The following is a 24237-nucleotide window of genomic DNA, read 5'->3' as shown; positions in this document are numbered from 1 at the left end:
GTGAACCCGGATCTCGACCTGTTAAAGCCTTATCCCTTCGAGCGGCTGGCTGACCTTCTTGAGGGACACCCGCCTCCCGCAGATCAACGCCTGCTAAAACTGTCTATCGGCGAACCGCAGCATGCTCCACCGGAGATTGTTGTGAAAGCACTTACTGACAATCTGGATCTTCTTGCCAAGTATCCAACAACCCGTGGCAGTCAGGCCTTGCGAGAGTCCCAGGCGCGATGGCTATGTGATCGTCACTCGCTGCGTGCTGTGGATCCAGAGAGTCAGGTGCTCCCTGTCAACGGCACGCGAGAAGCGCTTTTTGCCATCGCGCAAACCTGCGTAGGACACCAGCAAAATGCTCTAGTGGGCTCCCCGAACCCCTTCTATCAAATCTACGAAGGTGCAGCGCTTCTGGCCGGGGGACAAAGCATTCTTCTGAATACCGATGAGAGCACGGGGTTCTTGCCCGATCCGGAAGCCTTAAGTTTCCGCGAATGGGATGCAATGCGGCTACTGTATCTCTGCTCTCCAAGCAATCCGACTGGGGCTGTCATGGATACAGCGCTCTTACAGCGATTTGTTCAGAAGGCCATCGAGCATGACGTGGTTCTGGTTTCCGATGAATGTTACTCAGAGATTTATCCCGACGAGAATGCAGCCCCAACAGGCTTGCTAGCGGCCTGCGCCGACATGGGCCACGATAGTTACAAGAACTGCATCAGCATGCACTCTCTATCAAAGCGATCAAATCTCCCAGGTATGCGCTCCGGATTTGCGGCTGGCGACGCCGACATAATCGCCCAGTTTTTACGCTATCGCGGTTATCACGGCTCTGCCATGCCACCTCACCATCAGCTGGCGAGTACCATCGCATGGAATGACGAAGAACATGTCCTTGAAAATCGAGACCGCTACCGCGAAAAATTTTCCGCAGTTCGTGACATTCTCGACCCCGTGCTGGAGTTAAATAATCCGGCAGGCGCGTTCTACCTCTGGCCTCGAGTCCCCGTTGACGACGCAACATTTGCACGGCGACTGTATGCTGAAGCCGGGGTTCTTGTGCTTCCCGGTAGCTATCTGAGCCACGACAATGGCGGAGTTAACCCGGGGAAGGGTCGCGTTCGTATGGCGTTGGTAGCCGAACTGAAAGACTGTATCGAAGCCGCAGAGCGCATAGCTGGCTTTGTGCGTCGTCTGTAGCGGTGTATGCAGCGCCACATACAGCAGCGTAGATAGCAGACCTCCCTCGACCCCTTGAACAAAGTAACCTAATGCTAAAAGCCGAACGCGCTAGCTATATTCTGCAAAGACTTCAGGAACTGTACCCGGAGACACCGGTCCCTCTGGATCATAGCGATCCCTTTACCTTGCTTATCGCGGTACTCCTCAGCGCACAGTGCACCGACGAGCGGGTCAATCAGGTGACCCCTGCACTGTTTGCCAGAGCCTCCACACCTCAAGCTATGTTACTGCTCAGTGTCGAAGACATTCGTACAATTATTCGGCCCTGCGGTCTATCCCCGCAAAAGTCCAAAGCCATCGCCGGCTTGTCGCAGATACTCATCGAGGAACACGACGGTGAAGTCCCCGAGGACATGGACGCATTAGAACGCTTACCGGGGGTCGGCCATAAGACTGCTAGCGTAGTGATGTCTCAGGCCTTTGGCGTTCCCGCGTTCCCGGTGGATACGCATATTCATCGCCTCGCTCAGCGCTGGGGCTTAAGCTCAGGAAAGAGTGTTGTGCAAACAGAGCGCGACCTCAAGAAACTGTTCCCCGAGGAATATTGGAACCGATTGCATCTGCAAATCATCTTCTATGGGAGGGAGTTCTGCAGTGCACGAGGCTGTGATGGCCGCGTCTGCGAAATTTGCCAGCACTGTTATCCCAATAGAAAGAACCCCAAGGTCACCCGCAAAGCTTAAGGATATTTGCTATATTCCCCGCCCTTTTTACGGGGTATAGAAAATGACGATCACGCTTTATGGCATCAGTAATTGCGACACCGTGCGTAAAGCTCGTCGCTGGCTAGATGCTCAGGGCATCGACTATGAGTTCCACGACTTTCGTCAGGATGGGCTGAAGCTGGCGACCGTCGAACGTTGGCTGGAAGCAGAGAGTTGGGACACAGTTATTAATCGTCGTAGCACTAGCTGGAAGGCGCTCTCGGTAGACGCGCGCGAGTCTATGGATCGAGCTTCCGCTGCGGCTGCGGCGATAGAGTCCCCGACGCTTATCAAGCGTCCGGTGCTGGAGAGCGACAAGGTACTGGAATTCGGATTCAATGAATCGCGCTTCGCAACGCTACTGGGCTGAGCCCCGAACATTTACACTTAGGAGATTTAGGGATGGACGCATACGCACTAGGCCTCGGCCTCGGAACCCAGGACCGGGACGGCAACTGGCTGGACGTGTTTTTTCCTTCACCGGTAATAACGCCCCCATCCTCGCTCGCGGCCTGCTTTGGAGAGCTCTCTTCTGACAAAACCTTGAGCCGGGACGATCTCCAGGCTCTGGCGAACGAGTGCGAAGCGTCGGGACATGGCGAACTTGCATCTCTGGCCCGGAAAATCGGAGACAGCGACCAACCAGCGGTCGCGGTCTGCCTAAAAGACGATGTGGCACCAGATACCGTGCCGGCAGCATATTTAAAGCTCCACCTTCTCTCTCACCGACTCGTAAAGCCGCAGGAGACTGCACTTCAGGGCGTATTCGGTGTACTCCCCAATGTGGCCTGGACTAATAGAGGTGCCATTGCTCTTGGTGAGTTAGCAGAGCGACAGCTGGACGCGCGGCTTCGCGGAGAGGTTTTGGAAGTGAGCTGCGTCGATAAGTTCCCCAAGATGACCAACTACGTAGTGCCTACAGGTGTACGTATTGCACACACAGCCAGAGTTCGCCTGGGCGCCTATGTCGGCGAAGGCACAACGGTTATGCATGAAGGATTCATCAACTTCAATGCCGGCACTATGGGTCCGGGCATGATTGAGGGACGCGTATCGGCCGGAGTACTTGTAGGCGCAGATTCAGATTTGGGCGGTGGTAGCTCGACCATGGGCACGCTCTCAGGCGGCGGCAACATCATTATATCCGTGGGCAAGCAGTGTCTCATCGGCGCCAATGCCGGAATAGGTATCCCCCTAGGCGATCGCTGCATCGTTGAGTCAGGTCTGTATGTCACCTCGGGCACAAAAGTAACGATGCTCGACGCGGGGGGGGCAGTCACCGAGACTCTTGCTGCACGCAACCTCCAGGGAATGTCCGACCTGCTGTTTCGCCGCAATAGCCTTAGCGGCGCCGTTGAATGCCTTACCAACAAAACCTCGGTACAACTCAACGCCGAACTCCATGCCAATGACTAAAGTGCAAAATAGCCATGCCTGAGACCATGCAAACTACCGCTCTGAGCGACGACACTTTCGAACTTGCCTGTGAGCTTATCGCTCGCGCCTCGGTAACGCCCGAAGATGCGGGTTGTCAAAGCGTGATGATGCAGCGCCTCGATGCGCTTGGCTTTCGCTGTACGCCCCTGCCATTCGGCGATACCGAGAACTTCTGGGCCGAGTGGGGCAGCGAAGGTCCTTTAATCGTGTTTGCCGGCCATACTGATGTGGTGCCTCCGGGGCCCCTGAGTGAATGGGATAGTGATCCCTATGTACCCATGGTGCGCGATGGACATCTCTATGGCCGTGGCGCGGCCGATATGAAGGGAAGCTTGGCGGCGATGGTCACCGCCTGTGAAAGATTCCTGAAAAACTGCGAAGAAAAAAATCGCGACCCGCACGGCAAGATAGGGTTTCTTATCACGTCTGATGAAGAAGGCCCGGCCACCAATGGCACGGTGCGAGTGATGGAGTGGCTAAACGAACACAAGATCGACATTGACTATTGCGTTGTGGGCGAGCCCTCCAGCGCGGAGGTATTGGGCGACACCATTAAAAACGGCCGTCGAGGCTCTCTGAATGGCGCGGTGAAGCTGCTGGGTCGCCAAGGCCACGTGGCCTACCCCCAGCATGCCGATAACCCTTTGCACCGCGCCCTACCCGCCTTACAGGAGTTGGTATCTCGGCAGTGGGATGAGGGCAATGAGTACTTCCCTGCTACCAGCTTTCAGATCACCAACTTTCACAGTGGCACGGGGGTCACCAATGTAATCCCCGGGCATGCAGAGCTACTCATTAACTTTCGCTTTTCCACGGAACAAACGGCTGAAGGCCTACAAACTGCGGTAGAGGCGATTCTCGAGAAGCATGCATTGAATACGGAGATTCAATGGAACCTGAGTGGCAACCCCTTTATCACCGGTGAAGGGGCACTAACAGAAGCCTGCCGGGCCGCGGTGCGCGCCGTCGATAGTGTTGAGACCGCGCTATCAACCAGCGGTGGCACTTCGGATGGACGGTTCATCGCTCCCTATGGAGCTCAACTCGTCGAGCTGGGACCGATTAACGCCAGCATTCATCGCGTCAACGAGCGCGTAAAAGTGGATGATCTGGCAAAGTTGTCAACAATGTACGAGGGCATCCTCACTCGTTTGCTATAGGCTCCGGTCGTCCCTAACGAGCCGGACCCACGAGCTTCACGAGTATTGAAAGACTTCTCGCCAAAAGCTAGAGGTCACCAGAGGCTAGCTCGGATAGTGCAAATCCGCTCGCAGGGCGTCCATCTCCCGCGCGACAATTTTGCGGTTGTGCTCGCCAGATACCACCAGCCATTGATCCGCATCATCCACAATAGCCGCGAGACTCTCAGCGACCACCTCATCGGACTCCATCCACAGCTTATCCGGCACGATGTTTACGTCGAAATCAGCCATGGTCTCACGACTGTGGATTTCTGAGCGCGTATAGCCCGGGCAGAGGCACTGCACGCGCAAACCACTCTCTTTGAGCTCCTGGCGTAGAGCGCGGGTAAAACTCACCAAAAAGGCCTTGGTTGCGCCGTAGGCCGCGACATTGGGAGTACTTACCAGCCCTGCAACGGAAGCGACGTTGATAACCGCCCCACTGCCCTGCTCGATCATCGCCGGCAGCGCCGCTCGCGTTAGCACCATTGTTGCCTCGTTATGAAGGCGCAGCATACCGAGCTCGTCATCCAGATCACTGTCCGCATAGGGACCGATGGTCGAGTAGCCGGCGTTGTTTACCAGTAGATCAACGGCAGGGCCCTGACGAATAGCCTCCACCACCCGTGCCTGCCCCTCGATTGTCGCAAGATCCGCCCCAATCGTTTCGAGCGAGCATTGATTCGCAAGTTCCGCCGCGAGATCCCGGAGACGATCAGCGCGCCTCGCCACAACCAACATGCTGTCGCAGCGTTGCGCCAGCTGCCGCACAAAGGCATCCCCAAGTCCCGCGGACGCTCCTGTTACTACTGCATGAAAACTTTTACTCACTGTTCAATATCCTTTTTGTTGCTATAAAAAAGTCTCATCTCCTAGGAGACGGGATACACATCAAAACGCACAGACTTACCACTCAAGGAATGTCCGGGTGATGGACCGCCTATTTCCGGCGCTCGACGAGGGCGCTTAACCACAACTCGCCGTACCTCCTGCGCTCTAGCCCATGCCAATAGAGCGGAATCATAGGCCTCGCGAGCAAGGCCGCCGTTTTCGCCTACACCGCGCTTTTCCCCGCCCGGCGGCAAAGGCTCAGGGGTTTGAGTAGCCAGGAGCTGATGAAGCACCTGCATCTCCTTGGCAGGTGCGGCTCGGCGGTCCAGGGGAAACATGGGGTCCAGGTAAATGACCTCCACGGCCTCCAATACCGAGAAATTGAGAGTTTGTGCGTCCTGATGATGAAGATTCATGCGTTCCACAACGGATGTAAGCCAGCTATCCTCGGATGCAGCCGCACGAGCCAGGGCATCCTCAAAAAGGAGCGCCATAGCAGAATTTCGCTCGCAAACGTCAACCCTGCAACCTAGATCCGCGAGCAAAAAAGCGTCGCGCCCAAAGCCTCCGGTCGCATCAAGCACGCTCGGGGCATGCGCTTGCTTCCAGCCCACGGCCTTTCCCAAAAGTTCGTTATGACCGGAGCGACGTCGGTTGGCCATCGATTTGTCAGCAAAATCCACAGTCACCGCGCCCGGTACGTCACGGCCGGTTAACTGAATCGCAGGGACCTTGCCCTTAAACTGAATAACTGCGTGACCAGGCTCAAGATCTTTAGCGCAAGTCGAAGCGTCTAATAAAGGAACAGCCAAGCGCTCTGCAAAGCGCTGTGCATGGTCTTGTACTTGTTCTTGTAAAAAGACCGCTGATTCGCCGGCTGAAAACGCGTCTTGCGCCGCCGGGATCACACCCACCAAGAATCGGATTTGCCGTTTCCTCGAGGCATGTTCTTCTCCAGAGCCTCACTAAATTCTTCGGGGGTCATACCTAAGGTCAGCGTGGAGTCATCAAACTCCAGCTCACCCTGTAAATTGTAAGCATGATGCTTGATTCCATGCTTGTCCGTGATACTCACATCCAGAGGCTGCCCTTCGGCATCTGCCGACGCGTCCCGGGACAACCAGTTGCGCAGGGAGCGCAAAGGTTTGCCCATGAGCGTAAGACCTTCCAGCGCCTTTGCGGCTTCGACGCAGCTTTTCACAAACTCGGCGCTTCCATGCTCCTCGCCGGCACAAGCGCCGAAGTCACCGAGCATCACCTGTCCCGGCAAGGTTCGCTCGAGAATTCGAGCCAGCTCGATAGTCACATCTCCCACGATGTAGCTAAAGACCGTAGGGTTTACACCCTCGGCCTGATAGAGCTCATAGTGACTGCCAATATGGAATGCCGCCCTGATCACCGGCACCGTATTACCCCGGGAAGCAGCACGCGCGAGAGCATTGTCCGCCAAGACCAGCTGCAAAAACAAAAATAGCTCCTGGTCAGATTGGGGATGATTATCCCGGTTCCACACGTAGTAGCCGTCACCGGTCGTTGTGCGGGCAAAATTGATCTCCATACCCCGCGCCGCGAGCTTGTTGTAAACGGAGTTCATAGAGTAGGAAAGGCTGTTCAGCTGACTCGCTTGTTCGAAAGAACTAAACAACGAGAAATCCGCTATATCAAAAAGCAGGACACCGCGACGCTCAACAAAGCTCAGGCCATAGCGTCGAATAATCTCTTCGACGCCGCGCATAACCGCAATAGACTCATCAAGGGGATTCTCAAGCTTGATGAACGTGGGCGAGACACTAAGACGAACGGCCACGGCGAACAATTCCTCGCGGCTCTTGCGACGCCGCCCTGAAATTAAAGCTCGTATGTAGTTTTCATTTTCAGTGGAGACTTCCGGGTCATCGCGGTGGGCGCAATAGTTTCCCAAGAAGTAGTGCGGCACAAAAATCACCAGCAGGCCCCGCTCATCCCAGCACCAGCACAACACAATGCTTTGGCCAAGACGCCACTGCTTTCGCAGGGTCTTCTCCAGATTTTGCAGGTTCCCTCGCTGCACAATACTGATGGGGTCTTTAGACACGGTAGCCTCGCGAAAATTGAGCAGATCTAGTATGCACTCTCGGCGCTGTGAGACGCCAGTAATGGTGTCTAGACAGATTCAAGGTGGGTGTCCCAGGACGGCGTCATGACGGAAGGATCTATCCAGTCAAAGCCCTCAGCCTGAGTCGCCCACACCGTTCTATCCAGTAGAGTGGGATCCAACTCGCGCAGCTGTGTCTCCACGCTCTCGCGACTGTTGTTTTTCTCACTGATGTGGGCAATGGCGAGATGCTTTAGGCGGGAGAGGTTCAACTGGCCCAAAAGCTCCGCGGCCTGCGTGTTGGACAGGTGCCCCCAATCTCCACCGACTCGCCGCTTGAGCGAGATCGGATAAGGACCATCTGCCAGCAGTCTGCGATCGTGATTAAATTCAAGGAGCAGCAAATCACAGTCATCGAAGGCATTACGCACATGCGACGTGACAGACCCCAAGTCCGTCAGTACACCGGCACGCTGATCGGCGTACTCAAAACAGTACTGCACCGGCTCCCGCGCGTCATGAGGCACAGTCACCGCATGTACTTTAAAGGCCCCAATGTGAAGCTGGGTATCGCCGTTGAAGGTCCGTACTTGCGGGCAGTTTGACACTCGACCACTGGCCAGCGTGCCGTGTGTGAGATAAACCGGGATATCGCAGTGTCTAGCGAGGGCGGCAACTCCACTCGAATGGTCGCTGTGCTCGTGAGTAACCAGGATCGCGTCGAGATCTGCGAGATCAAAGTCCCTTTGTGAGGCGCGACGCTGGATTTCCCGCAGGGTAAATCCACAATCCACTAACACACAGCTCTCATCGGCCTGCAGAAGGGTTGCGTTGCCTCGGCTACCGCTACCCAATGACGCCATCCTCACTAGTTGATATTGCCCTTGATCAGCACCAACAGTGCGTCCATCTGCTCCCGCGTCAGAGGCTCACCACCCTCTTCAAAAGCCATGCGAATAAGCATTTTTTCAGGGGATTGTGTCTCGACATCGAGGATTAACGGGACGCCCTCAGCAGGGTGCTCATCGTCATCTCCCAACCAGGCAAACCAACTCGAGCCTTCCTCTTCTTCGTCGCCTACGTAACGCATGTAGTAGCGACCTTCACTACGATTACGATCTGTAATATCAAAACCAGAGAGATCCAGCGATCGAGCGACCGAGGCCCAGGCGCGATCAAAAGGCAGTTCAAGAAGAATAAATCCTCCCTGATCGTCATCACCCAAAGACACCTTGCCGCCCGCACTGATGGATTGCTCGGCCATCATCGATACCGGCGCAGTGTCTGCGCTGTTCGCAACATATTGCGCTACGCCTCGCAACATTTCCGATTCAAGAAAAAAGTCATCGGATTGTACTGGCCAGTCGCTCGCTGTACTGCTCTGAAACATTTGCAGAACATGTAGCTCACTGTTACCACGCTGCACACCGCGCTCTACCCGAAATTGGAAACGTGTGGGCCGAGGGTTTTCCTCAAGCGTCAGATACGTGGACTCAATGATCCCCGCCCGGGCATCCATACGAGCAATATCAATGTTTGCTGCAGAGAGAAAACTGCGTAACTGCGGCCACAATTGCCCCGGAGCGATGGCTACCAATGCCCAGGTATCTTCGCCGAGCTTCTGAATCCGAACTAACTGATCAGCGCTTGCAGAAACCAGGGGTGCGGGACGAGGCACCTTGTCAGGATCGTCAAACTGAGGGTCACTCTCAATCTTGGGGATAGGGTATATATCTACAAACTCATCGGAAGACGTCCCACTGGGTAGGCTTATGGGAGGCATTTCCTTCGCTTCTCGATAGTCTCCAGCCGAATCACGAAAGAAACCTTTGTCGCCAAACAAGTATCCACATCCAGTGGCGGGAGCCAAAAGCAGCAACACGCCACACAGCTTCAGGTACTTCATATACCAAGACCTTTCATGGCTGAGTCAATCACCGCTGCATTGTCTCCCTCAGGCAAAGTTAAGGGTAGGCGTATGCCGTCCTCCACCTTCCCCATGCGCGCAAGGGCGTATTTCACGGGCATAGGATTCGCCTCGACAAACAAGGCGGCATTTAAATTCTCCAGACTGGCGTCGATTTCGGCCACCGTGGCTTCATCACCCTCCAAAGCTGCAACGCAGAGCGCTGCGACCCTCTCGGGGACAACATTAGCGGTTACGGAAATATTGCCAACGGCACCGGCGAGAATGTAGTTCGCGGCCGTTACGTCGTCTCCGGAATACACCGCAAAACCTTCAGGGACCATCGCGAGGAGCTCCCTGCCTCGAAGGAGGTCACCTGTGGCATCTTTAATACCGACAATATTGTCAATGTCGGACAATCGCTTTGTGGTTTCGTTGCTCAGATCAACTGCCGTGCGGGACGGCACGTTATAAAGAATCTGAGGAACAGGCACCGCCTCAGCAATAGCTTTGAAGTGCGCATAAAGTCCGCGCTGCGACGGCCGATTGTAATAAGGCGTAACCAGAAGGCAGGCATCGGCTCCCACGGATGCCGCGCCTCGCGTCAGTTCGATGGCTTCTCGCGTCGAATTAGCACCTGTGCCCGCTATTACAGGGATTTTACCCCCTAGATATTTAACGCAGTGTCCGATTAACGCAAGGTGCTCGTGAACGTCCAGAGTCGCGCTTTCGCCAGTTGTACCCACCGCAACAATGGCCGATGTCCCCGACGCTACATGCCATTCGAGCAGGCTATCGAGCGACAGATAGTCAATATGGCCATCTGAATGCATGGGCGTGACGAGGGCGACGATACTTCCTTTGATCATAGTATTACGAATACCGCTGGTATTTAGTGGCTACTGCGCCATTGAAGGCCCGCAATTATCCATGACAATATGCCGAACACAAGCAAAGCATTGGGGATTAGACATCTTGATTTCGATTCTGAAGCACTTTGGGGCCGCTCAAACGCGACTTTTGCTCGCGCAAAGCCCAAGAACACCGATGATAAGGTCCTGCACGGCGATTGTTTTCACATTGCTGAGCGGCCTTTTTCTCGCCCAGGGGGCCCTCGCCCAACTGGTGGATAAGCGAGTTACCGCCCTAAACCCGCTGGATCGTCAATACATGGATGTGCAAAGGCAATCTCTCAATGAACTAACTCTTCGGTACTATGGTGCTCGATGCTGCCGAAGTCAGTCAGAGCTCGATTACCTTCAGCGTTTACTCGATGACGGTCACGTGCGATTAGACCAAACCCGCGAGTTGCAGGCTATGGGTGTAGCCTTGGGAGACCTCCTGGCTTCGGAGTTGGAAATGCAGTGGGTTGTCTATGAAGATATCAAAGGACGCAGTCGAGCGCTGCGCCTGGGAGAGACAGAGAATTATCTCTTCCCCGTCACGATGATTGCCCGAAGATTCGAAGGCGGAGACAGAACACCGGTCGAGGAAATTTACCAGCAAGCCTACGAAGCGATAGAGTCAGTGCGCCCACCTCTGCCTTTCCAATGATCACTGAAACCCCTCTCGCCTTTATGCATCTGCGGCCGCCCATCGAATGAGCGCATCTGCTCAAGCCAACGTAAACGCCGCGGGTAATCAACTACAACTCAGCGGTGACTGGGACACCACAGAGCTCCCCGATCTGTCTTCAATGCTCGAGGACATACTCAGCAATGAGAGCCGGCTGAGCATAGATGTGAGCGCGGTCAGCGCATGGAGCCCTCGGCTTGAGGCTAAGCTACTACAACTCCATCGTATCGCCCTGGCCAACGAGAGGGACATTGAGTACATCGGCGCGCCCGAATCTCAAACCCAACTCATGCATCTGGCAACCGCTGTTGCGCCCTATGAGGGATCGCCGGAGACTTCGTCGGGCCTGCTATCTCTGACGCGTCTGCGGCAGAGTCTGGCGGGAATCGGTGACGATCTCATCGAGTCCCTGGAGTTCCTGGGGGCTATGGGTATTGCCCTGTTCCGTTCGCTCCTTGGCCGCTCTGGCATGCGAAGCCGAGAGTTAGTCGAAAGTCTGGCACAGGCCGGTCCCCAAGCTATCGGAATTATTACGCTTACCAGCATACTTGTCGGCATGATCCTGGCGTACTTGGGAGCCGCTCAGCTTCAGCAGTTTGGCGCCGCAGTCTTTGTTGCCGATCTGGTGGCTATAGGCATGCTCAGGGAAATGGGAGCACTCATGACCGCCGTTGTGATGGCCGGTCGGACCGGGGCAGCTTACGCGGCCCAACTAAGTACCATGCAGGGTAATGAAGAAATCGATGCCATTAGCACGCTTGGCATCAATCCCATGGAGTTTCTCGTGGCACCCAGAGTGTTGGCGCTGATTTTGATGATGCCGCTGTTAGTCGTTTATGCAGACGCACTGGGCATTTTGGGAGGTGCGGTGGTCGCGGGCGGCATGGGCGTCACCCCGCTACAATACCTAAGCCAGCTAGGTACGGCGATAACGCTTACGCACTTCTTTGTGGGAATTTTCAAGGGCTTCATTTTCGCCGTACTCATCGCTACTGCGGGCTGTCGAGCAGGCATGAACGCCGGCAGAAACTCCGAAGCTGTGGGACGAGCCACTACCGAAGCCGTAGTCACCGCCGTGGTTTACCTCATCGTCGCTGACGCGGGAATCAACATCCTCTGTCAGCTGTTGGGTATTTAGTCATGAGTGATCCCGTCATCAGTATCCGAGATCTCACCATGGCCTATGGCAGCCGTCTCATCCAGCAAGACGTCAGTTTTGATGTCATGCGCGGCGATATTTTCGTAATCATGGGCGGATCCGGCTGCGGCAAGAGCACTCTGCTAAAGCACCTCTTGGGGCTATTAGAACCCGCTAAAGGCAGTATTTCCTATGGTGATCAGAACTTCACCCTTGCGGGCCCCTCGGAACGTCAGGCACTGCGCCAACATTGGGGAATCACCTATCAATCGGGCGGCTTGATTAGCGCTATGACGCTGGCTGACAACGTAGCGCTGCCGCTAGAGCAATACAGTGACTATAGTGAAGGCGACATACAGGAGATTGTCGCGCTCAAACTGGCACTGGTGGGCTTGGATGGGTACCAGGACTTTTTACCCGCCGAAATCTCCGGGGGCATGCGCAAACGTGCAGCTCTGGCGCGTGCAATTGCTCTCGACCCTGATATTCTCTTCTTTGACGAGCCGTCTGCAGGCTTAGATCCCATAAGTTCGCGGCGACTGGACGACCTCATATTGCAGCTCAAGGAGTCCACCGGCGCATCCGTTGTCATGGTGACTCATGAATTGCCCAGCATCTTTGCCATCGCAAACAATGCGATCTACCTCGACGCGGACAGCAAACGAATGATTGAAACCGGCAACCCAACCTGGATGCGTGAGCACAGCGAACACGCGGTGGTTAGACAGTTTCTGAACCGCGAAGCACAACAAGGTAACGGAGGCTTACCCTCATGAGCGAACGCAAAAGCAGCATTCTCGTCGGTGCTTTTGTCGTTGGTGCTCTAATCATCGCGACCGCAGGCGCATTGTTTTTCGCTGGAGGCGGACTTGGAACCACCAAGAGTCGCGTAGTAATGGTCTTTGATGGGTCACTTCGCGGCTTAACTATCGGCGCTCCGGTAGCCCTCCGCGGAGTAACTATCGGTCAAGTCACGGACATTGACCTGATTCTTGACGCGGACCGCGCAAGCGTCACCATGATCGTTGAGGCGGAGATTGATCCCGACTCAATGCAACTGGTGGGTAGCGTTACCGAATCAATGCTCGGAGAACTTGTCGAGCGAGGTCTCGCCGCACAGCTGAATACTCAAAGCCTCCTCACAGGTCTTTTATACGTCCAGTTGGATTTTCATCCTGACAACGAAGCGGCCATTAGCAAGATCAGTTCAATCCACCCCCAGATACCCACCATTCCAACGGAGCTGGAACAGCTGAGGCGCTCACTGGAATCCATCGATTATGCAGCCATCGCTGAAAACGTCGACCGCATAGCCAATGGTCTGGATAAGCTTCTCAATAGCAGCGATATGCAGGCTTTACCCGGTTCTATGCGCAGCAGTCTCGCTGCACTGGAGAGTGCCAGCAACAGTCTTACATCGACACTGGAAGAGAATTCGCCTGCATTAAAGGCATTTTTAGACGAGGGCACAAACACCGTCGCCACGCTTAACCAGCAGCTACCGGAAATCACCAACTCGATTGAGAGCTCATTGCAACGCCTCGATGAGGCTCTGGTGTCAGCAAACAACAGCCTACAAGGCCTCGAAAAAGCAGCCGCACCAGACTCAGCGCCTCGTCGTCAGTTGAGTCAAGCCATGCAGGAAGTTACTTTGGCTGCCAGAGCCTTGCGTTCCCTGGCACGGAGCCTCGAGGAGCATCCGGAATCGCTGCTTCGTGGCCGACCGGGAGATGAGTCATGATCCCCAAGATCTTGTTTACAGCCGCGCTCTCCTTCCTGGTCGCCTGCGCGCCCACCTCTATACCAATACAACACTTACAACTGTCTGCAGGCGAAGCGCCGCTTGCGCAGGGTCGCCGCCCGATCATCGTCCTGGATCGCATTGATCTTCCAGACTATCTGCTCAGAGACGAACTCCTGCACCGCGAAAGCAGCTTCTCCTTACGCTACGATGCGGCCAGACGTTGGGCCGAACCTTTAGACCTTGGCATACAACGTATACTGGGCCGCCGCCTGGAAAGCGCTCTGAACACTCAGGAGGTAATACTTTTCCCGGACGCCACCTCGCAACCTATTGACTGGCGACTTCGCGTCATCATCACGCATTTTGAAGCAACAGCTGCGACGGCAAAGATCGTCGCGGAAGGACGCTGGGAGCAAGGCAATGATGACGTAAAGCTTGTAGAGTCTGTGGTATTCGAAGACTCCCTACCTCTAGGTTCGGGTGATGGGGAGGACATCGCCAAAGTCATGAGCGAGTTACTGTGGAAGTTCTCGGACGAACTCGCAGCAGCTATCTCGGAACGATCCCTGATGCCCATCGGCACCAAGGACCCGGAGCAAACCATCGATGTCGAAACCGTCATCGAAACCACCCAGCAATGAAGGATATGATTATGGAATTCCTGCAAGACCCCGAACAGTGGCTACCACTGGCAATAGAATATGGCACCGCTTTAGCACTCGCCATCGTCATTTTTTATGTCGGACGCATGGTAGTCGGACGTGTTGTGAGCGTATGCAATCGGGTAATGCTCAGTCGCGGCACCGATGAGACACTCGTCAATTTCGTTTGCTCCATATTGCGCTGGGTTGGTTTACTGTTTGTCACCATTGCCGCATTGAGCCGATTAGGCGTTGATACCACTTCCCTGGTAGCGCTTCTAGGTGCCGCCGGCTTGGCCATTGGTCTCTCCTTACAAAGCTCTCTGGGCAACTTTGCGGCGGGGGTCATGCTCATCATTTTCAAGCCCTTCAAAAAAGGCGACTTTGTTGAGGCTGCGGGGACGATGGGTGTTGTAGACACTATCGGCATCTTCACAACAACTATGACTACACCCGATAACAAGGAAATCATCGTGCCCAACGGTGGCATCATTGGCGGCAACATCACGAACTTTTCGGCCAAAGATACCCGGCGCGTCGACATGGTCTTTGGAATTTCCTATGGCGACAATTTGCACGATGCAAAAACCATCCTTGAAGAAATCATCAAGTCTGACTCCCGCGTGCTTGCAGAGCCCGCTCCGGTCATCACCGTGGGCGAACTAGCGGATTCAAGCGTGAATTTTCTCGTGCGTCCTTGGGTGAATGCCGCAGACTATTGGGCAGTTCTTTGGGAGACAACAGAAGCTGTAAAACTTCGCTTCGACGAAGCGGGTATATCTATACCCTTCCCACAAATGGAACTGCACATGCAGCGTCCTGAAGAGACACACGCTGCAGAGTAAAGAGAAGCCTGCCTACTGAATCTGGCAGGCCTCACAGCGCATATAGACGTGCCCCGGGTCGGCAAAGCTCTCGAGAAAATCGACACTTTGCCGCACCGGTTCCAGTAACGTCGCCATCCCCGTCACAAACCCTGGCATAGTTAGCAGGTGACTCCCTTTCATGCTGTCGCTAAGCTGCTGCAGGAACAGTTCCCGAGGCGAAAACGCGGGCCCGATGCTGATAAGTCCATATTCGTCCGCCCCAAGACCCGCAAGCTCCGCCGCTTGCTCCGCGGCATAGTCCAAACTACCGAGGCCGTCGATTAGCCCTGCCTCCAGAGCATCGCCAGCGCTCAAGACGCGACCCTGTGCCAAACCATCAAGGGTCTCCATGTCGATGGAGCGGCTTTCTGAGACCAGCGCAAGAAACTGTCCGTAGAGATCATCTACGGACTGCTGCAGCACATCCGAGAGCTCGGGATCGAGCGCTCTATCTGGGCGCAGCGCTCCCGCAAGCTTTGTAGTGCCAACTCCATCAGTTTGAATGCCCCCCTTCGCCATAAGGCGTTCTACGGTAGGAAAGGCAGCGAACACGCCAATGCTTCCGGTGATCGTTGTAGGCGTAGCAAAAATACGATTCGCGGCAGTGGAAATGTAGTACCCACCGGACGCCGCAATACTACCCATGCTTACAACCACAGGCATGCCGGCTTCACGAATGCGCTCCATTTCCGATCGAATAATTTCCGAGGCAAAGACGCTTCCACCGCCGGTGTTTATGCGCAGCACGATGGCTTTGACGCCATCTCGCGCCGCGGTGTCGCGAAGAAGCCGGGACAGGGTTTCCGAGCCGATGGTACCCGGGGGCTGATCGCCTGGAAGCATATTCCCCTGAGCAGTCACGATCGCTACTTTGGGCAAAGAGGGCGCGGCAAGAGTCGGGCGCATCCGGCTTATATACTGTCCGAAGGGTATAGCAGCATACTTGCCGTTTTTATCCTGCGCACCCACAAGGGAGGTGACGTACTTATTCTGCTGCGAGCGATTCAGGAGGTCATCTACCAAGCCGGCCTCTAAAGCAAGACGTCCTGCATTTCCACCAGCATCGCGAAGCCGTTCAGGAAAGTTATTCAGCAGCGCGTTAAGGGCATCGGGCTCCAGGTCTCGACGAGATTCAACCGCAGCGCCGTAGGCCGCCCAGAGGTCATTAAGCCAGGCCTGGGTAACGTCTCGTTCTCCTGGCGACATGTCATTGCGCAAAAATGGTTCCGCGATACTCTTGTACTCACCCGCTCTGAACACATGCATCGTGACCGAGAGCTTCTCCAGCGCATCAGCAAAGTAGTTGATGTAAACGCTAAATCCTTCCAGCGCCACCCCGCCAAAGGGATGCAACAAAAGCGTATCTGCCTCCACAGCCAGACGGTACTGGTCCTGTGTGTAATAGTCGCCGAGAGCCACCACTGGTTTACCGCTCTCCCGAAATCGCGCTATGGCCTCGGCAAGCTCGGTAGTTTTACTCTGGCCAATGGAGACCAAACCGCCCAACTGAAGAACCAGCGCAGAAATGCGTTCATCCTCTCGAGCAAGTTCAACGCTATCGATAAGATCCATGAGAAGTGTTTCCCTGCTCGCCGGATCTTGTTCAAAAATGAGCGCGGCTGCCTCTATTTGGCTACGCTCATCCACCACGCGACCCGTTGGATCAAGAACCAGAGCAGCTCGCTCCGGAAGAGGCTCGGGCTTCCCCGTAAAAGTTACCCACAAGACGACCAACACCAAAATGAATATCAGGTTAGCCAGCGCTAGACGCAGAATCGTCAGCCCACGCCACAGCGAAAGAAAAATACGTTTAATCAAAAGACTCTAAACCTCGGATGTCGCGCCAGCTTCGTTCAGAGCCTGCAACTCCCGAGAACGCTGACGCACGTAAAACATTGAGCAGAGAAACAACAGTATCACCGCACCGAGCTCGGCTTGCGCACGGAGGCTGTCGGGTTCAGCAAATAGTCGCAGTGTTGCAAACACAAAATAAAGAAGACTCACAAAGGCAAGCCAGGTATAGCTTCTTAAGTGATCGCGAAGCATTCCGGGTATCAAAATAAGCAACGGCGTGAACCAGAAAAACAACAATGCGGCAGGAACAGAGCGTTGCCACGCATCCAGGAGCTGCGTACCCAAAAGCAACATTAAACCAAGCCACGTTCCCAACCAGATTCGTAAGACAACTGAACCTCTGGCATTTGAACTCACTTGCTGCGTACTCACGCGAGGCGCTCAGCTGTAAGCGCTACTCTTCGCCCCAAAGCGCGGCAAAGCTGTAGCTCAGTATCGTCAATGGCCCGCGAGCCATCAGCGCCAGACCAATGCGTTGCACCATAAGGTGTTCCTCCCGAGCTTGTAGTCATCAAGCCCGCTTCACTGTAGGGCAATCCCATAATCAGCATGCCGTGGTGCAAAAGCGGCAGCTGCATGGACAACAAGGTGCTTTCCTGACCGCCGTGCAAACTTGCCGTGGAAGTAAAGACCGCAGCGGGCTTGTCTATCATGGAACCGCTGAGCCAAAGATCAGAGGACTGATCGATAAAGTACTTGAGCGGCGCAGCCATGTTGCCAAAGCGAGTGGGCGAGCCCACAACCAACCCGCTGCAATTGCGCAGATCATCCATACTGCAATAGGGTGGACCATCTTCAGGCACATTGTCTGCGATCTGCTCTGTGTCTGCAGAAACGGGGGCAACCGTGCGCAGTCGAGCCTCGAACCCTGCCACGCTGCTCACCCCCCGAGCGACCATTCGAGCCATAGCCTCGGTACTACCTTGCCGACTGTAGTAAAGAACCAAAATATAGGCTGAATCGGGCATAGAAAGATGCGCTTCGTTGAGGCTGAGACTGGGCTTTGAGTATAGCAAAATAGGCTTACCACCCTCGGCCGTGCCTCCTAATCCCGCTTTCTGCGATAATCACCCTATGGAAACTTCTCTTAATCGTTTACAGAAGCTACAACGGCGCGGACTTTATCTCGCTGCCCGTTATAAAACAGATCGCTGCCGAGACTCAGCAGCTGCCCTCACCTACATGTCGCTTTTTGCTCTTGTCCCTCTTCTGACAGTGCTTTACACCATGGCTTCTGCGGTTCCCGCGTTTCAGGGGCTGGAATCCAATATTCAGGAGCTGATGTTCGACAACCTTGTACCTGAGACGTCCGCGGGTATCGAGGAATACCTCTCTGATTTTTCCAGACAAGCAAAGAACCTCACAGGATTCGGCATCGCATTCCTGATCGTTACTGCGATCTTAATGTTGAGAAACATCGAGCAGGCTTTTAACCTGATCTGGCGCACCCGCGGCAATCGCAGCACTATTTCGAGTTTTCTACTCTATTGGGCGATCTTGTCCCTGGCCCCTGTAACCATTGGCCTGGGCCTTGGGGTCAGCACGTTTCTGGCCTCCTTTGCGGGGCGGCTCGAAGAGTGGGACATTATAGGGATTGGTGCCCTCCTCCTGCGCATGCTGCCTTATTTCCTGCAGGTCTTAGGCTTTACTCTGGTCTACGCTGCGGTGCCTAACTGTCGGGTTCCGGTTAAGCATGCCTTTGTGGGCGGTGTCATCGCCGCGACAAGCTTTAACATCGCGCGGGCTCTCTTCACCAAGTTGGTTTCCGGGTCCAGCATCACCTTTATCTATGGCGCGTTTGCTGCCGTGCCACTCTTCCTCCTTTGGATTTACATCTCGTGGAACATTGTCCTTGTGTCCGCAATCGTCGTGCACAGCCTGTCGGCCTATCAAAGCGAGGCTCAGTCGCGACGACCGCTTCTTATCAAAGGACTGGAGGTGCTCGAGACCCTCTGGCGACGGCAATCCAAAGGCTTACCCCTCAAAGAACTTGACCTACTGAGCGGAAAGAAGCTGTCGGTAGATGCCGAGAGTTGGCAACAGCTGCGTGATTGCTTTTTGAAACACCGCATCATCGCCAAAGACGAACGGGGGCATTACCTCCTCGCGCGAGACTTGCACAGCGTGCCCCTTTGGCAGGTGCAGCAATGGTTGGATACCGAGGGCGAACTTTCCATCGTGGCCCGAGAAAGCATGCCAGACTGGGAACAGCGCGCCATTAAACTCCTCGATGAACAACAGCAGGGCATTCGAGAGCATATGGATGTACCTCTGGCGACACTCTTTGAACGCTAAAATCTGAGCACTGAGCCCATGACAACTGTTAGAACGCAACGCCTGCTTAAAGGCCTATCACTGATCTTGCTGTTGGCGGGCCTCAGCGCCTGCGGACAGCAAGGCGCACAGGATGAGCTTAGCCTGGATCGCAAGGGCGACTGGACCTTCGTGAACTACTGGGCGAAGTGGTGTAAGCCATGCATCCAGGAAGTGCCTGAACTGAATTTATTACACGCCCGAGAAGGCATCAGAGTACTTGGAGTAAATTACGATGGCGCTGTCGGAGAAGAGCTTCAGGCACAACTTGAAAAACTTAATGTGCAGTTCCCAACGCTCCCCGAGGACCCCGCGGCACGGTACGAAATCGAACGCCCTCAAGTTCTACCTACAACGCTTGTTATTAACCCTCAGGGCGAGCTGAGTGCAGTATTGATAGGGCCCCAAACTGAAGCTTCCCTGCTGAACGCAGCGGGCCTTGCAGAAAACCACGGTGCAACGGCAGATCATAGTTCAGGGCCCGCTTAGAACTCAGGGAATGAGCAAAGAAGATCCTACCGTGCGCCGCGCTTCCAACTCCGCATGCGCACGCTGCACCTCAGCCAGAGGGTAACGCTGAGCAACCGTGACCTTAATGCGACCATCCAGCACTCGATCGAACACAGCCGCCGCGCTGGCTCGCATTTCTTCTTTACTCGCCACATAGGCCATAAGACTCGGTCGCGTGATAAACAGCGACCCGCGCGCCGACAATTGCTGCAGATCAAAGGGTGGGGGACTACCTGAAGCGTTGCCAAAGCTGACCATCATCCCGCGGGGTGCAAGACAGTCGAGGGAATCAGTAAAAGTAGCGGCGCCAACGCCGTCGTACACAACGGGAAGCATTTTGCCGCCCGTAATCTCTCTAACTTTGCCTACCAGATCCGGCTCGCCGCTCAAAAAGCAATGTGCGTAGCCGTTAGCTAAGGCGAGCTCACGTTTAGCCTCAGTGCTTACCGTGCCAATCACCTCGGCACCCAGTGCCGATGCCCATTGGCCGAACAACAGCCCCACACCGCCAGCAGCTGCAGGAAACAGGGTCTGCTGTCCTGACTGCAACGGGTAAAGACGCTGAAGCAGATACTCTACGGTTGCCCCCTTGAGAAGTACCGCGGCGGCGGTATCAAAATCGATACCGTCGGGCAGAGGGACCAGCCGCTCCGCCGGGAGTAACATAGCTTCGCTGTAGGCTCCAAACCCTGCCGCACAGTAAGCAACGCGATCCCCTACACTAAGATCAACGCCCTCCCCAACGCTTTCAACAACTCCTGAGCCCTCGAGACCGATCCCTGTCGGGAGCGGCAATGGGTAAAGGCCACTACGGTGGTACGTGTCGATATAGTTGAGCCCGATCGCTCGATTAGCCACGCGAACCATGCCTGGCCCCGGAGCGTCGAGCTCTCCGTCGACCAATGTCAGAACCTCGGGTCCACCCACTTTTTGAATCTCTACTACCTTGACCATGAGCTAAGCCTCGTCTTTTGGCGCGTAGCGTTCAAACAACGCGGGAATCGCTGTACAAATCCGTACACGATTGTTCTCCTTTTAAGCGATCGCTTGGTCCATCGCAGACCAGCTCGCGCAACCTTTTTGCCCTGGACCAGAAGCGACGCACACTTGCAGTTCTGCGATAGCTTCACCAGCCGATTCTTCGAGCATGCGTCTTAGCAGGTAGTGCGCAAACTCTTCCACCGTGGCGTTAACGATCGGCAACAATAAAGTATCGGAGCGCAAGAATTGCAGTTCTTCGCCATTAAAAATCACACGGTAATTCTCTCCGTCCTCTACCACTGACTGATAAGGCGAGTGCTCAGGTAACACCATGTACTCGTCTAACTCATCACATAAAGCCTTAATGCGCCGCTTATAAACGTTGTAATCTGCCGCGAAGCCGTTGTCACCCATAGGGGCTGCGATCATCGCTGACACAGAATAATTATGACCGTGGAGTCGCTCCCTCTCCGTCGCCGAGAAAATCGTGTAATGCGCGGCGGAAAACTTGTGGCTTTCCTTGTCTATGTACAGTGTTGCAAGACGTTCCATCCAAACCCTCTCTTATCACGTATCCTTCGCGTATTCTGTTGTTTTACTGTCATCTTACGTAAAGAAATTTTCCAGGGAGAATAGCATGACCATTGCAATCATTACCGGGGCGAGCGTGGGTATCGGCGAAGCCACTGCCCGTGCGTTTCAAGACGGTGGTTACGAGGTCGTTAATCTCTCGCGCAGGGCTTGCAAGGTCTCCGGCGTACATAACGTCCCCTGTGATCTAGCCGACCCGGATAGCATCGGCGACGTCATTGATGCGCTGTTAAGCCGCATATCAGGTTTGTCAGAGATAAGCCTGATCCATAACGCGAGCCAGATGCGCAAAGACAGCGCTGACAACTGTGCCGACGACAGTCTACGGGCGGTGATGGAGACCAACGTCATCGCGGCGAACCGTCTTACTCGGGCGCTGCTACCTGGTATGGGTCCAGGAAGCAGCGTGTTGTACGTGGGTTCAACGCTGGCGGAAAAGGCGGTACCCAACACCTTTAGCTATGTCGTTTCCAAGCACGCGCAGTTGGGCATGATGCGCTCTACCTGCCAGGACCTGATGGGTTCGGGGATCCATACAGCAATGATCTGTCCCGGTTTCACGGACACAGAGATGCTTCGAAATCATTTAGGGAACGACGAGGCACTTCTTCAGCAAATAGGCGCAATGAACAGCTTCGGCAGGCTTATCGAGCCGGAAGAAATTGCCGGGGTACTGCTTTGGGCACATCGCAATCCTGTCATTAATGGCTCCGTAATGCATGCCAATCTGGGTCAGCGGGAGAGCTAAGGTGAGCCCCCCCAAGCTCCAAGAACGCCGTGAAAGAGTGTTTTTAGTACTGGCTGGTACCTTTCTCTGCGCTATGACGCTGCTAAACGTCATTGGTATTACGCGTTTTGTACAGCTCGGCCCTATGGCTTTGGCGGTAGGTGTCCTGCCCTACCCCTTAACGTTCCTCTGCACTGACTTGATTTGCGAGCTGTACGGAAAAGCGAGAGCTAACTTTTTGGTCAGCGTGGGCCTGGGGCTTAATTTCCTGATCCTCTTTGTGCTGTTCCTTGGTAACAGCATTCCGTCGGTACCTGCCGATGCCATGCCTCCATGGCAGATAATTCAGTTAGCGGCGCCGGTGGCACTTCCAAACGGCGACGTAGTGGAAAGTAGTATTGGGCTCTACCAGCTCATTTATGCCACCACGTCGGGCGCGGTGTTCGCCTCGATGTTGGCCTATATTGCGGCGCAGTATTGCGACGTTCAGCTTTTTCACTTTTGGAAGCGCGTAACCAAAGGGAAACATCTGTGGATACGCAACAATTTCAGTACGCTGATGAGCCAAATGGTCGACTCGGTGATGGTTGTTACCGTGACCTTTGGCGCGGCCTATTTTCGCGGCGATGTAACCACCAAAGCACTGGCGATTCTGGTGGGGAGCAACTATCTATTCAAAGCCTGCGTAGCACTGCTGGATACGGGACCGTTCTACCTCGCGGTACATTACTTGCGCCGCTACTTGCACTTGGAGGAAGGCAGTTACGCCGCCGCTGAACACGCTATAGACACAGGTGGAAACCCGGCAAGCGATACGCAAGCTTAAGCGACGCTGCGGAGACCTTCTCCTGCAGCCTTCGCCGACTGACGCAAAATTTCGCCCGCCAGCTCTTCCGCGATCTCACCCGTAGGCCGATGACAGCGGTCTGCGCGCTCGAGAACTTCACCAAGGCGATCGCCAATGCTCTCGATATGGGCGTTCAGCGTACCGCGCTCCAGAGCGGCGCGCTGGTAGTGCACATCAATAATGCCCCCGGCGTTTATTAGAAAATCAGGGCAATACAGAATGCCGCGATCGACAAGCCTGGCGCCGTCTTCATCTTCTCGTAACTGATTGTTCGCAGCGCCCGCTACGATCCCGGCGCGAAGACGGCTAATGCTCTGTGCATTCATTGCACCGCCCAAGGCACAGGGGGCGATCACATCCACATCCGAAAAAAGTATGTCTTCGACCGATACGGGCACTACCCCCAACTCGGATTCTGCCCTCGCCAGGTTATCGGAGTTGATATCAGAAGCCAAAACTTGAGCGCCGGCATTCACAAGCATCTCCGCCAGCGCGTAACCGACATGTCCTAAACCCTGAACCGCAATGCGAACGCCTTGTAAGTTACTCGCACCCAAACGATGAGCCAGAGCTTTTCTAATAGCGACAAAAACCCCTAAGGCTGTGCTTGGCGAGGGATCACCTCCATGTTCCGTAGCTGCAAAACCACTGACGAACTGCGTGTACTGACTCATAGCTCGAAGGTCCGCTACTGAGGTGCCGGAATCCTCAGCCGCTATGTAACGACCACCCAAACTGTCGATGAACCCCGCCATAGCTCGCCATAGCTCAGGGCTTTTTTCACTCTTCGGGTCACCAATAATTACTGACTTACCGCCGCCCAAGGGTAGACCTGCAAGCGCAGACTTATAGGTCATACCCCGCGAGAGGCGTAGCACATCATCAAGAGCCTCCGCTTCACAGGCGTAGGGATACATGCGGCACCCCCCGACTGCGGCCCCAAGGCGTGTGTCGTGAACAGCGATAATGGCGCGGAGACCGCTATTACGATCTGATGCAAACACTAACTGCTCGTGACCATCGAATGACGGAGCGTTAAATACTGCCATGGAACCGTTCCTTATTATTAGAGTGCCTTGACGAC

Annotated in this window: 27 protein-coding genes; 15 read left to right on the top strand and 12 right to left on the bottom strand. The window is 54.9% G+C overall.

What is annotated here, in order from left to right:
- The 5 genes from dapC (at nucleotide 1) to dapE (ending at nucleotide 4534) form a co-directional block, all read left to right on the top strand.
- Nucleotides 1–1191 (top strand): succinyldiaminopimelate transaminase, encoded by a 1191-nt coding sequence (gene dapC / locus AB8B76_RS07060; RefSeq protein WP_405271313.1) that lies wholly within the window; start codon nucleotides 1–3, stop codon nucleotides 1189–1191.
- 71 nt (nucleotides 1192–1262) lie between these two features.
- On the top strand, nucleotides 1263–1916 hold the full coding sequence (nth, locus tag AB8B76_RS07055; protein WP_405271312.1) for an endonuclease III: 654 nt from the start codon (nucleotides 1263–1265) through the stop codon (nucleotides 1914–1916).
- Between the two features lie 43 nt (nucleotides 1917–1959).
- Nucleotides 1960–2307: a Spx/MgsR family RNA polymerase-binding regulatory protein gene (locus tag AB8B76_RS07050; protein ID WP_405271311.1), complete on the top strand. Its 348-nt coding sequence runs from the start codon at nucleotides 1960–1962 to the stop codon at nucleotides 2305–2307.
- Nucleotides 2308–2339: 32 nt separating this feature from the next.
- Complete coding sequence (dapD, locus tag AB8B76_RS07045; RefSeq protein ID WP_405271310.1) at nucleotides 2340–3353, top strand: 2,3,4,5-tetrahydropyridine-2,6-dicarboxylate N-succinyltransferase; 1014 nt, start codon at nucleotides 2340–2342, stop codon at nucleotides 3351–3353.
- 14 nt (nucleotides 3354–3367) lie between these two features.
- The gene (gene dapE / locus AB8B76_RS07040) at nucleotides 3368–4534 is read left to right on the top strand and encodes a succinyl-diaminopimelate desuccinylase (protein ID WP_405271309.1); all 1167 of its coding nucleotides are present in this window, start codon (nucleotides 3368–3370) and stop codon (nucleotides 4532–4534) included.
- 84 nt (nucleotides 4535–4618) lie between these two features.
- Here dapE and AB8B76_RS07035 read toward each other — a convergent pair whose 3' ends face one another.
- The 6 genes from AB8B76_RS07035 to dapA form a co-directional block, all read right to left on the bottom strand.
- Nucleotides 4619–5386: an SDR family NAD(P)-dependent oxidoreductase gene (locus AB8B76_RS07035; RefSeq protein WP_405271308.1), complete on the bottom strand. Its 768-nt coding sequence runs from the start codon at nucleotides 5384–5386 to the stop codon at nucleotides 4619–4621.
- 41 nt (nucleotides 5387–5427) lie between these two features.
- Nucleotides 5428–6300 carry a class I SAM-dependent methyltransferase gene (locus AB8B76_RS07030; protein ID WP_405271358.1) on the bottom strand — a complete coding sequence of 291 codons (873 nt, stop codon included), beginning with the start codon at nucleotides 6298–6300 and terminating at the stop codon, nucleotides 5428–5430.
- Nucleotides 6291–7460 carry a hypothetical protein gene (locus AB8B76_RS07025; RefSeq protein ID WP_405271307.1) on the bottom strand — a complete coding sequence of 390 codons (1170 nt, stop codon included), beginning with the start codon at nucleotides 7458–7460 and terminating at the stop codon, nucleotides 6291–6293. The genes AB8B76_RS07030 and AB8B76_RS07025 overlap by 10 nt, the downstream gene beginning before the upstream one ends.
- A gap of 68 nt (nucleotides 7461–7528) precedes the next feature.
- A complete protein-coding gene (locus AB8B76_RS07020; RefSeq protein ID WP_405271357.1) occupies nucleotides 7529–8323 on the bottom strand; it encodes an MBL fold metallo-hydrolase in 795 nt (264 codons plus the stop codon).
- A gap of 5 nt (nucleotides 8324–8328) precedes the next feature.
- Nucleotides 8329–9366: an outer membrane protein assembly factor BamC gene (gene bamC, locus AB8B76_RS07015; protein WP_405271306.1), complete on the bottom strand. Its 1038-nt coding sequence runs from the start codon at nucleotides 9364–9366 to the stop codon at nucleotides 8329–8331.
- Entirely contained in the window at nucleotides 9363–10235 is an 873-nt protein-coding gene (dapA, locus tag AB8B76_RS07010; RefSeq protein ID WP_405271305.1) for a 4-hydroxy-tetrahydrodipicolinate synthase, read from the bottom strand. Before dapA ends, bamC begins: the two co-directional genes overlap by 4 nt.
- A gap of 106 nt (nucleotides 10236–10341) precedes the next feature.
- Here dapA and AB8B76_RS07005 point away from each other — a divergent pair, with 106 nt between their 5' ends.
- From AB8B76_RS07005 to AB8B76_RS06980, 6 genes are read left to right on the top strand one after another with little or no spacing between them, the layout of a single operon-like run.
- On the top strand, nucleotides 10342–10920 hold the full coding sequence (locus AB8B76_RS07005; RefSeq protein WP_405271304.1) for a DUF3806 domain-containing protein: 579 nt from the start codon (nucleotides 10342–10344) through the stop codon (nucleotides 10918–10920).
- A 46-nt stretch (nucleotides 10921–10966) separates the two neighbouring features.
- Nucleotides 10967–12079, top strand: a complete 1113-nt coding sequence (locus AB8B76_RS07000) for an ABC transporter permease (protein ID WP_405271303.1) — start codon at nucleotides 10967–10969, stop codon at nucleotides 12077–12079.
- A gap of 2 nt (nucleotides 12080–12081) precedes the next feature.
- A complete protein-coding gene (locus tag AB8B76_RS06995; protein WP_405271302.1) occupies nucleotides 12082–12855 on the top strand; it encodes an ABC transporter ATP-binding protein in 774 nt (257 codons plus the stop codon).
- A complete protein-coding gene (locus tag AB8B76_RS06990; RefSeq protein WP_405271301.1) occupies nucleotides 12852–13820 on the top strand; it encodes an MlaD family protein in 969 nt (322 codons plus the stop codon). The genes AB8B76_RS06995 and AB8B76_RS06990 overlap by 4 nt, the downstream gene beginning before the upstream one ends.
- Nucleotides 13817–14464 (top strand): membrane integrity-associated transporter subunit PqiC, encoded by a 648-nt coding sequence (locus tag AB8B76_RS06985; RefSeq protein WP_405271300.1) that lies wholly within the window; start codon nucleotides 13817–13819, stop codon nucleotides 14462–14464. The genes AB8B76_RS06990 and AB8B76_RS06985 overlap by 4 nt, the downstream gene beginning before the upstream one ends.
- Nucleotides 14465–14475: 11 nt before the next feature.
- Nucleotides 14476–15309 carry a mechanosensitive ion channel family protein gene (locus AB8B76_RS06980; RefSeq protein ID WP_405271299.1) on the top strand — a complete coding sequence of 278 codons (834 nt, stop codon included), beginning with the start codon at nucleotides 14476–14478 and terminating at the stop codon, nucleotides 15307–15309.
- 12 nt (nucleotides 15310–15321) lie between these two features.
- Here AB8B76_RS06980 and sppA read toward each other — a convergent pair whose 3' ends face one another.
- Genes sppA through wrbA form a run of 3 tightly spaced genes read right to left on the bottom strand, consistent with a single transcriptional unit; the run spans nucleotide 15322 to nucleotide 18152 of the window.
- Nucleotides 15322–17148, bottom strand: coding sequence for a signal peptide peptidase SppA (gene sppA, locus AB8B76_RS06975; RefSeq protein WP_405271298.1), 1827 nt, complete (start codon nucleotides 17146–17148; stop codon nucleotides 15322–15324).
- Between the two features lie 6 nt (nucleotides 17149–17154).
- Nucleotides 17155–17556: a DUF2069 domain-containing protein gene (locus AB8B76_RS06970; RefSeq protein WP_405271297.1), complete on the bottom strand. Its 402-nt coding sequence runs from the start codon at nucleotides 17554–17556 to the stop codon at nucleotides 17155–17157.
- The gene (gene wrbA / locus AB8B76_RS06965) at nucleotides 17553–18152 is read right to left on the bottom strand and encodes an NAD(P)H:quinone oxidoreductase (RefSeq protein WP_405271296.1); all 600 of its coding nucleotides are present in this window, start codon (nucleotides 18150–18152) and stop codon (nucleotides 17553–17555) included. Before wrbA ends, AB8B76_RS06970 begins: the two co-directional genes overlap by 4 nt.
- 106 nt (nucleotides 18153–18258) lie before the next feature.
- Here wrbA and AB8B76_RS06960 point away from each other — a divergent pair, with 106 nt between their 5' ends.
- Both AB8B76_RS06960 and AB8B76_RS06955 read left to right on the top strand, forming a co-directional pair.
- Nucleotides 18259–19479 (top strand): YihY family inner membrane protein, encoded by a 1221-nt coding sequence (locus AB8B76_RS06960; protein ID WP_405271295.1) that lies wholly within the window; start codon nucleotides 18259–18261, stop codon nucleotides 19477–19479.
- A gap of 18 nt (nucleotides 19480–19497) precedes the next feature.
- Entirely contained in the window at nucleotides 19498–19986 is a 489-nt protein-coding gene (locus AB8B76_RS06955) for a TlpA family protein disulfide reductase (RefSeq protein ID WP_405271294.1), read from the top strand.
- Nucleotides 19987–19989: 3 nt separating this feature from the next.
- Here the strand turns inward: AB8B76_RS06955 and AB8B76_RS06950 are convergent, their stop codons facing one another.
- Together AB8B76_RS06950 and AB8B76_RS06945 are read right to left on the bottom strand one after the other, a co-directional pair.
- A complete protein-coding gene (locus AB8B76_RS06950) occupies nucleotides 19990–20961 on the bottom strand; it encodes a quinone oxidoreductase family protein (RefSeq protein ID WP_405271293.1) in 972 nt (323 codons plus the stop codon).
- An 81-nt stretch (nucleotides 20962–21042) separates the two neighbouring features.
- Nucleotides 21043–21540: a 6-pyruvoyl trahydropterin synthase family protein gene (locus AB8B76_RS06945; RefSeq protein WP_405271292.1), complete on the bottom strand. Its 498-nt coding sequence runs from the start codon at nucleotides 21538–21540 to the stop codon at nucleotides 21043–21045.
- 85 nt (nucleotides 21541–21625) lie between these two features.
- Between AB8B76_RS06945 and AB8B76_RS06940 the strand changes: the two genes are divergently transcribed.
- Both AB8B76_RS06940 and AB8B76_RS06935 read left to right on the top strand, forming a co-directional pair.
- The gene (locus AB8B76_RS06940) at nucleotides 21626–22327 is read left to right on the top strand and encodes an SDR family NAD(P)-dependent oxidoreductase (RefSeq protein ID WP_405271291.1); all 702 of its coding nucleotides are present in this window, start codon (nucleotides 21626–21628) and stop codon (nucleotides 22325–22327) included.
- Nucleotides 22299–23132, top strand: coding sequence for a queuosine precursor transporter (locus tag AB8B76_RS06935; RefSeq protein WP_405271290.1), 834 nt, complete (start codon nucleotides 22299–22301; stop codon nucleotides 23130–23132). Before AB8B76_RS06940 ends, AB8B76_RS06935 begins: the two co-directional genes overlap by 29 nt.
- Here AB8B76_RS06935 and AB8B76_RS06930 read toward each other — a convergent pair.
- Nucleotides 23129–24202: a Glu/Leu/Phe/Val dehydrogenase gene (locus AB8B76_RS06930; protein ID WP_405271289.1), complete on the bottom strand. Its 1074-nt coding sequence runs from the start codon at nucleotides 24200–24202 to the stop codon at nucleotides 23129–23131. The two genes, AB8B76_RS06935 and AB8B76_RS06930, sit on opposite strands and share 4 nt — an antisense overlap.
- Between the last annotated feature and the right edge of the window lie 35 nt (nucleotides 24203–24237).

The sequence above is a fragment of the Congregibacter sp. genome (assembly GCF_045107095.1).
GTDB lineage: Bacteria > Pseudomonadota > Gammaproteobacteria > Pseudomonadales > Halieaceae > Congregibacter.
This window is presented reverse-complemented; position numbering and strand designations above follow the sequence as displayed.